Origin of the sequence: Bacillus sp. ME78 (genome assembly GCF_903970865.1) — a bacterium.
GTDB lineage: Bacteria > Bacillota > Bacilli > Bacillales > Bacillaceae_G > Bacillus_A > Bacillus_A cereus.
Genome location: NZ_CAJCKK010000018.1, coordinates 34186 through 43858 on the forward strand (window position 1 = coordinate 34186; position 9673 = coordinate 43858).

Sequence of the window (9673 nt, forward strand, 5' to 3'; positions counted from 1 at the left end):
TTTATATACTCTGCTAGGATTGAGATTTCTAAAAAACGATATGTACTTAATAAAAAATAACTATAAGATTAAAGAGCAGAAAAGCGAGACATAATGCTTATTTAGTACCAATAACCTAATTAGTATAAAAACATTTCTGACCTAAAATACCATTTCCAATTATAATTTGTTAAATATTATCTCCTTTTCCCTTATTTATATGCCCGCATTTGAATTTCAAATAATATAAGGATCAATGATATTTCCTCTTAAAGAAAAAAAGATGCTAGAAGATAGCATCTTTTTTTAAATTCAACTTACTATGTATTTATATTTTATTGTGAAAATACTCGTTTTTTTTAATGAATATTAATGTTTAAAAAAATAAAAAATACATATTCTTTTGTTCTAAGTTCATACACTTCTACCGAATCGATACGGAATTTTCTGATTTTAAAACTAATATGAAATAAAAGAGAATAAAAAGAAAAATTATTATCAAGAGTTTATCATCTTAACTCCAGGTGTATTCGTTTTGCTTCAAAATAAAGAACTTGAATAAATTTTTTCGTATCAATACGAGCAGGTAATGTTGGTTCATTATTCAATTCTGTCATCTTTCTCCTTACGGTAGTAAAATCAAAAAATCTAGAAGCATAATTTTCGAACTTCGGGTTTAAAAAATCAGTAAGTCCAAGGGATGCTAAATGGTTTAATGATTGATAAATTGCTCTCCGAATCCGTTGTTTGGAAGCTTCTATGAACCTTTTTAATTCGGCATCTTCAGCTGAATCCCCAAGTTTTTTTTGAGCCAAATTCATAAAAATCTCTTTTAGTGAGGGAAAGCCTTGTTCCAACGTGTTATCTTGTTCATATTTATATAAATAATCTAGCATATCCATTAAATCTTTACTTCCACTTTCACTGGCTATTCCTAATTCAGACAAAAGAAAATGAATGGAATTTTGAAAATGATTGAAAGTATTTAAATGTTTTTCATTACGGTATTTTTCTTGCACACTTGAATTACTATCCAATTTTAGTACCATATTAAGCGATTCTTGAATGTTTTTTATTGATTTTTCCAAACGAATTCGTTCAATGACTTTCCGAACAACTGTTAATACTTCAATCCGGTTAATTGGCTTAATAATATAGTATTCAACACCAAGCGAATAAGCCTCAGCAATTAATTCTTTTGATTCTACTTGAGAGACCATGATGATTTTCCCTTTAAACGAAGGCTTTATTTGACGAATTGTTTTTATTCCATCTTGATTCGGCATTAACAAATCGATAAATAAAATGTCTATATTTTTAAGGATTACCATTTGTTGCTCTAAAGATAAACCATCCTCAGCTTCTCCTATAACCTCCCCAAGATCTTCATCCTCGATAATTTGAGCCAACATTGAGCGAACCGCTTTTTCATCATCTACTATATAAAAATACATAGAATCACCCTTTCGAAATTATATGATCAATCCCTAATTTAATTATAAAAATTGATCCTTTTCCTTCGGTTCTGTCCTCAAGCGTAACATCACCTTCAAGTTGTGCGACCATTTCTTTAACATACGATAATCCGATACCTGTCGATGGATTGCCTAAATCATCATATTTAGAAGTAAACCCAGGCTCAAAAATTGAATCTTTATATTTTGAAGAAATACCAGGACCATTATCGCCTATTTGAAATTCAACAAAATGGTGGTCTTTATTAATGTCAATTGTGATGGTTCCCATACCTTGGATAGCTTCTACAGCGTTTGTAACGATATTATTTATAATAGATAAGATTGTATAAATATGATAATGAGGATGCACACCATCAATTTTATACACAAATTGGATATCTTTCTCTAACAACTGTGCATATTTCGTATTTGCCCGTATAATGATATTTACTAGTTCATGTACAGACATATAATCTGTAAAACTTTCATCTGAAATTAATTTTGAAAGTCCCGCAAAAATACGTTGGTTATCCTTTTTAACGTCATGGACCTCACCAGCAATTTGTAATGCCTGTTGCCTTAAATCCTCAAACTGAAAATCCATCTGTTTATGCTCAAAAGAGTCCAAAGTTTTATATAAATCATAGGATTTTTTTGTTATATTCTCAGCATCTTGTAATGTTTTTTTTAAATGAACAGCATCTTCATATAAATTAGAGATGAGCATGAGCATATGTTCATTTTGTTTCTTTATATGTCGCTCCCTTGATTGTGCTTCATACAATTTCATCATATTGAAAAAGCTTAGAACTATAAAACTATGGGAACATGCGATAACAATGATCTCATTTATTGCCTCGGATGTGATCGATGTTTTTAATACGAAATATTGAATCATTAATTCCACACAGTCTGACAGTATTTCAATCATGCAACCAATAAAACCAATCATTAGTGGTTGATGATAAAAACGTTTGATTTTTGCTAAATGAAAGAGATACGAATAAGTAAAATAAAAGAAAAAACTAGGATAGTGAGTATGAAAAGCGGCTAGCCAATCCATATTTTCCTTTATAATGACATCCATTGAGATACGAAATACTACCACGACTATCGCTGTTAAAAAACCCGGTAAAAATGCTGGAACTCGTCGAAACAATAACAAAAAAAAGAAAAATGTTGGTGCACCAAAGCTCATTCTAAATGTTTCATTTAAGGGAAATGACTTTATTTCACCTACTAAGGGTACTGTAAGTATCATTAAAACGAGAATATAGATGTCTTTTTTTACTAAATTACTAAGATTCAAAATAATCACTTCTCACTTTCGCCTAACAGTCAGTATACAAACCTATTTGCATTAATACAATACTTACTCTATTTTTTTCAAAAACTGATAAATAAGTTATAAACGAAAGCATTATAGATTGTGAGTATTCATTACACTCTTCTACTTTAGAAAGATACTTTATAACTCAAAAATGTTCAGACACAATATAAGGTCTGAACACTTTTGGACTCGCTCTAACACCAAAATATCTGTGCTCCTTTTTAAAATATACTTAAATCCCATTCTTTTGCAATATGTTCTAACAACATAATTCCTGGTAAACTATTCCCATACTCATCAATGGCTGGTCCGTAAATACCAATACCACATCCATCTTGAAACGATAAATCCTTCCTAGATTTTGAGGGAACAAGTGTCATAATTCCGCCGGATACCCCACTCTTAGCTGGTAATCCAATGAAAGCAGCAAATTTTCCGGAAGCATTGTACATTCCACAAGTAAGCATTAAAGCTTTTGTTAACCTAGCTACTTCTTTAGGGAGCACTTGTTCTTTGCGAATAGGATGATATCCATCATGTGCTAGTATAAGCCCTATTAAGGCAATATCTTCTGTATTTATTTCAATCGAACATTGTTTTAGGTAAACCTCTAGTGTCTCCTCCACATCTGATTCTAGAAAACCATTCTCCTTTAAATAGTATGCTAATGCCCTATTACGATGAGCCGTTTCCCATTCTGATTGAAATACTATTTCATTAATAGCGGGACGCTTCTCTATCATTTTTTCAATTAATACGTATAGAGATTCTAATTTTTCTTGCACCGATGTCCCTGGCAAAAGTGAAGCTATCGTAATTGCTCCAGCATTAATCATAGGATTAAAAGGTTTTCCTGGTTTATGTATCTCTAAACGAATAATTGAATTAAAGGCATCTCCAGTTGGCTCTACGTCAACTCGTTCTAATACATAAGAAATACCGCGACTTAAACAAGCGGCTATAAAACCGATTACTTTTGATATACTTTGTAATGTGAAAGGTATCTCCCAATCTCCTGATTTTATCATTGTTCCATCTGGCTTTACTATACAAATACCTAACTGCGATACATTTATTTCCCCCAGAGCAGGAATATAACTGGCGCTTCGTCCCTTAGCTGCATACGTTCGATAATGAGCTACCCATTGATCTAAGCAAACTTTTTCTTGACCCTCAACTTGAACGCTAGAATCCTTTATCATTTAATCATATTCCCCCGTACTATTAACTTTATATAGAATGATTTTTTCTTTACTATAATCAATACTATTTGCACTAGAACCAAGAAAAATATTCAGACATATTGCAGTCTGAATATCCTTCTTATTACACACTTTTCTTTTTTGAAGTTTTCTCATAACTATCCCAACATTCAATATTTTCAAGTCCTTTAATGTTTTCTTTATAAAAAATAGGATCTTTACCAGCTTTTTTCTGGTTTATATAATCTTGTAACGCCGCAAATGCTACTTTTGAAAGTAAGGTAATAGCAATTAAATTAATAATAACCATAAAGCCCATAAATAAGTCCGCTAAATCCCATACAATTTGAATCTTGGCAACAGAACCAAATACAATCATAGCCAACACACTTATTCTGTATATCATTAACCACACTTTACTTGTATGTAAGAAGCGAATATTTGTTTCACCATAATAATAGTTGCCAATTAACGCACCAAATCCAAATAAAAAAACAAAGATAGCAAGACAACCCGATGCCCAAGGACCTATGTGTTCACTTAATGCTGCTTGTGTAAGTGCAATACCATTTAACCCCGGTTGTTTATATGCATCAGACAGCAAAATAATAAAGGCAGTGCTAGTACAAATGATCAGTGTATCCGTTAATACACCAAATGCTTGAATCAGTCCTTGTTTCACCGGATGACTTGTTGTTGCTGTTGCGGCAACGTTTGGTGCACTTCCCATACCAGCTTCATTTGAAAATAAACCACGTTTAACTCCATTCATAAGTGCTGCACCAATTGAACCGCCTGCTATTTGTTTAAAACCAAATGCGTTTTGAACAATAAGAGAAAGAACTTCCGGCATTTTTGATATGTTGGTAACTACAACAAATAATGCAACTCCAATGTATAATACCGCTAAAAATACCACCTTGTATTCAGCCATTTTTGCAATACGTTGTACACCACCAAAAATAATCGCAGCGAAAGCAATGGCCATGATTATCCCAACTGTTAGACGATCTGTACCAAATGAGTTTTGAAAAGCAATTGTAACTGTATTTGATTGTACTGAATTGAATACAAGACCAAAAGTAATTGTGATTAAAATAGAGAATAATACTCCCATCCAACGTTTATTCAACCCTTTTTCCATATAATAGGATGGACCACCGCGGAAACCAGTTTTATCTTTTACTTTATATATCTGTGCTAATGTGCTTTCGACAAAACTGGAGGCCGAGCTAATAATAGAAATAATCCACATCCAAAATACAGCTCCAGGACCACCTAATGCAATTGCAATCGCAATTCCTGTGATATTCCCTGTTCCAACGCGGGCTGCCATACCAATACAAAACGCTTGAAAAGGAGAGATTTGATCTTTAGAACCACTTTTCCCCTCCATTAATACACGGACCATCTCTTTTAACATTCGAAACTGTACAAAATTCAATTTAAATGTAAAATAAATTCCGCAAATAACAAGCATAATAATTAACAATTTAGACCATAAAAAATCATTTGTTGATCCGACTAAGTCTACAAAAAGCCTTTCCATACCATCACTCCATGCCAAAATTTGTATATCATAATCTATATAAAATCACCTATATTTCCTGGTACAAATACCTCTTTCATATTCAAATACAACAAGGATAAAAATTTTCTATATTAATCGGATTGGCCTGTTTAAGCAAACATCACAACATGTAACCGTAAAACTGAAATTTTGAAGTACTTAACGCTTATACAAACGGATGCTCTACCCCTTTCTGCAAACTAATATTTTTATCCACTAACATTGTTGTACTATTATGTTTGTTTCGTTTACCGGTGATTTAAATCATAATAATCAATAGTGATTAAGTGTTTTTTTGTTAATTGTCTCAAGAACATTGAAATATCTCCTTTCTCGCTACTAATCTCAAGAATAGGCTAGGTAAAAACTTCGCGAAAAATCTATAAAGCGCTTTCACTATTCAACTAAGAAAACCTTGTCTTTAATTTATAATTAAAAGTACAGAATGTTACGAAAAAGTACAGATTTTTATAAAAACAAAAAAATATTTTAAGTTTTTTTCATCTAAAAAACACTGAGATTTTGTGAATTTTATACAGTATCCAAACGTCGCAGATTCCGTTCTACCTAACCTTTGACAAGCCTCTATTTTCTTCATAAAAACATGCATACTTTTCTCTTTTAGAAGTTCATATAAAGGATTTGAAATCAAGAATCAACGGAATATTATAAGAATATTTAAAAAATAAAACATTTAATTTATTTATGGTATCATACAAAAAACATTTGTTTTATCAATTAATCATTCCTCTATATTGCACATATTTACAACATTACAGACACTTAGCAAAAAAAGGATTTTGTTGAAGGGATGAAACATTACAAAACTCTTATTTAGGACCTTATGTCATCCTCTTTTCTAGCAATATCGAGTTATCCAAAAATATGATTTTGACAGCTCCACAAATAAAAAACTACTCATATTATTATTTTTTTGAAAACGTTATTAATATTATTCCATTTAAGTTTCAAATTTTAGAACAACCAATTGATAAGAAAAGCTATTAATTTTATTGCAATATAAGAAGATTTGTTGAATATCTATTATTAAATATATATTTCCCTTGCGTTTCATTCTACTAACATAGATTACAGGTGGTGTATTGTGAAAGAAATAGTATTCGTTCAAAATAAAAAAAGACTCCTTATGAAATTCAAATTTTTAAAAAAGGATTTAATACTTACCATTTCACTGATACTAGCAATTGTAAGCTGCTTAATACATTCACCAAAGATCGAATATATTAACTTTGAAGTGTTAATTAGCTTATTTAATCTAATGGTGGCCATTAAGGCCTTTGAACAGCTAAAGATATTAGACAAACTTGCCGTTGTGATTTTAAATAAATGCAATAACAGCAGGTCAATATCTATTATTCTAATTTTGTTATGCTTTATTTGCTCCATGGTTGTAACAAATGATGTCGCCCTCCTCACTTTTGTACCAATAACACTTGTCATTAGTAAAAAAACAAAAATGAACATGATGGATACAATCATCCTGCAGACAATTGCGGCAAACATCGGCAGTAGCTTGATGCCTATGGGAAACCCACAAAATTTATATCTATATTCTTACTATGGAATTAAGCTCATCCCATTTTTAGGTTCAATCCTGCTTTTAGCTGTACTTGGAATCAGTTTGTTATTTATATTTACTCAAAAACTTCAAAAAACAGATTTGAAAATAGAACTACCTGTAATTACCGTGAAAAATCGAAAAAAAGCTACCGTCTGGATTTTGATACTTATCACTATCATTGCATCTATTTTTGGTGTCATTAATTATTACATTGCGCTAATAGTCACATTGATAGCTGCATTTACGTTAGATAGAAACTTACTTTTTAAGATCGATTACTTTCTTCTAATAACCTTTGTCGGTTTTTTTATTTTTATCGGAAACATTTCCCATTGGGATGCGCTGGAGACATTTGCTCGCGCTAATTTAAGAGGAGATACTTCAGTCTTCTTTAGTTCCATATTTTTGAGTCAATTGATTAGCAATTTTCCTACTTCAATTCTTCTATCAAACTTTACTTCTGATTGGAAAGCTTTATTACTAGGAGTAAATATTGGAGGGCTTGGAACAATTATCGCATCTTTAGCCAGTGTAATCTCCTATAAACTATTCATTCAGGCCAATGTTAAAGAGAGTAAGGCGTATTTAATTAAATTTAGCATTTACAACTTTTCATTTTTAATCATACTTACATGTATACAATACTTTATTTTTAAATTTCTATAACTTTAAAAAGTGATTACTACTAGAATAATAAAAACCAAAACTTTCTCAACATTAAATTGAGAAAGTTTTGGTTTTAAAGTACATAATACTTACAATTAGCATTATAAGCAAGATCCACAAATTGCATCAATTAACTCACCAGTTATCCAACGACTGTCTGATGATGAAAGAAAACCTCTAAAAACTAGTTGATAATCTTTTAGAATTTAACTTTCCTATAATACTCTTTGCTATTTCTTCAATATTTTCATTTAGAAAGAAATGACTACCTTCAAAAGAATGAAAAGTACACGTTTTACTTGTATATTGCTTCCATTTTATTACTTGATCATATGTAGTAAATTCATCATTTTTCCCATTAAATATAAGAAAATCAATATCACATGGTTGTATATTATTATCATGAATGTATGTCTCGACAATCTTAAAATCTGCTCTTAAAATAGGGAGAAAAATCTCCATTAATTCTTCTGATTGAAGTACCCCAGATGGTGTACCTCCCATTGCAATAACTTCTCTTTTAAATTGTTCATTAGGAAGATTATATCGGATATTTTTTATTTTACTATTTGGATGGTTTCTACCGGACAAAACAAGAAATTCAGGTAATTCGTTATTAGAATCCTGTATTTTCCTGGCTACTTCATAGGCAATCAAACTCCCCATGCTATGCCCGAATAGAATGTACGGCGAAGCATCTATTTGCTTAACTATACTAGTGTAGGCATCATTTACGGCCTCTTCCATACCTTGGTACAAGCTTTCTTCAATTCTATATCCTCTGCCAGCTAATTCTATCGGGACTACTTCAATATATGGATTAAAGTAATTTTTCCATTTTGCGTAGTTAAACGCAGATCCCCCAGCATGTGGAAAGCAAAAAAGTTTAGTCTTCTGCATTGATTTTCTCCTTACTTTCAAATTTGTATATAGTTTGGCAAATTGTATAAATGTCTTTAATTATTATCTCTTGCGGAAATTCATCTCTTGTTGCACAAGCAGATAACTTATAATTTGGATCAATGTTATATTGTTTAAAGTAAAAGTTTTTAGGTATATGCTTGTATGAAATTGAAGTTCGTGATTCTTTTTTTATAGAGAATGAATTTAATGGGGTATAAAGCCCTTTTCCAATCGTTTTTATATAGCTTTCTTTTAATGTCCATAAATCATAAAAATAATTAATTTGTTCATCAGAATTCATATTAGATATATCATAAAATTCTTCCGCTGAAAAAAATTCTTTTGCTAATTTAAAAGCCTCTATTTCTGAAACTTTTTCTATATCAATACCCACATTAAAATTAGCAGTAGTACAAACCACCCATTCTCCTGAATGAGACACATTAAAATGAAAGTCAGAAAAGTTTTCAACAAAAGGTTTTCCATACTCATTATATATAAATCTAATTTCTTCATTATTAATTTTATACTTTTGGCAGATTAGAGATCGGATTAGTAAATCCCCTATCAGGGTCCTATTAATGTCGCATGAATTTAATAATCGCTTCATTCGCTCTTTCTTCCCATTTGAAACCAAGTTACTAAGTTTCTTAAACAAATGACTTTCAATATTCTTTGGTATTTTCACAGCGTGAATTTGTATGATAAATCACGTCCTTTTTTAAAGAATGGCTTCGTATATGTACGTTACAGAAATTCAAATTAACTTTATTAACTTTCATATACAATAGGAAAGGTGCATATTTACATATCAATGAAAATATACACCTTTCCTCAGTTATATCATCAAGGTATTCTCTTCTATTACAAAGAATTCAGAGCATTTACATCATACTTTGAGCAACTCATATAGGTTTATATGTATCTATCAAGTAATTTTTGCACTATCCCCTTAAAAAATAATGCTCTTGATATATTCATCAT

General features: G+C 30.9%; 7 protein-coding genes and 1 pseudogene. 1 reads left to right on the plus strand and 7 read right to left on the minus strand.

What is annotated here, in order from left to right:
• Window positions 1–488: 488 nt before the first annotated feature.
• The 4 genes from H6481_RS18765 to H6481_RS18780 all read right to left on the minus strand — a co-directional run bounded on the left by H6481_RS18765 (window position 489) and on the right by H6481_RS18780 (window position 5517).
• Window positions 489–1433: a response regulator gene (locus tag H6481_RS18765; RefSeq protein ID WP_000274088.1), complete on the minus strand. Its 945-nt coding sequence runs from the start codon at window positions 1431–1433 to the stop codon at window positions 489–491.
• 4 nt (window positions 1434–1437) lie between these two features.
• A complete protein-coding gene (locus tag H6481_RS18770; protein WP_000584810.1) occupies window positions 1438–2754 on the minus strand; it encodes a sensor histidine kinase in 1317 nt (438 codons plus the stop codon).
• A 233-nt stretch (window positions 2755–2987) separates the two neighbouring features.
• Window positions 2988–3968, minus strand: a complete 981-nt coding sequence (gene glsA, locus H6481_RS18775; RefSeq protein ID WP_000588656.1) for a glutaminase GlsA — start codon at window positions 3966–3968, stop codon at window positions 2988–2990.
• A gap of 124 nt (window positions 3969–4092) precedes the next feature.
• The gene (locus H6481_RS18780; RefSeq protein ID WP_065382360.1) at window positions 4093–5517 is read right to left on the minus strand and encodes an alanine/glycine:cation symporter family protein; all 1425 of its coding nucleotides are present in this window, start codon (window positions 5515–5517) and stop codon (window positions 4093–4095) included.
• A gap of 1126 nt (window positions 5518–6643) precedes the next feature.
• Here H6481_RS18780 and H6481_RS18785 point away from each other — a divergent pair.
• Window positions 6644–7786: an anion transporter gene (locus H6481_RS18785; RefSeq protein WP_182812797.1), complete on the plus strand. Its 1143-nt coding sequence runs from the start codon at window positions 6644–6646 to the stop codon at window positions 7784–7786.
• 101 nt (window positions 7787–7887) lie between these two features.
• On the opposite strand, the pseudogene H6481_RS29150 reads toward H6481_RS18785, so the two are convergent.
• The 3 genes and pseudogenes from H6481_RS29150 to H6481_RS18795 all read right to left on the minus strand — a co-directional run.
• A pseudogene (locus tag H6481_RS29150) lies at window positions 7888–7962 on the minus strand (short-chain dehydrogenase); the annotation flags it as partial.
• A 1-nt stretch (window position 7963) separates the two neighbouring features.
• Complete coding sequence (locus H6481_RS18790) at window positions 7964–8686, minus strand: thioesterase domain-containing protein (protein ID WP_023521954.1); 723 nt, start codon at window positions 8684–8686, stop codon at window positions 7964–7966.
• Window positions 8673–9299: a 4'-phosphopantetheinyl transferase superfamily protein gene (locus tag H6481_RS18795; RefSeq protein WP_002182762.1), complete on the minus strand. Its 627-nt coding sequence runs from the start codon at window positions 9297–9299 to the stop codon at window positions 8673–8675. The genes H6481_RS18790 and H6481_RS18795 overlap by 14 nt, the downstream gene beginning before the upstream one ends.
• Window positions 9300–9673 lie beyond the last annotated feature (374 nt).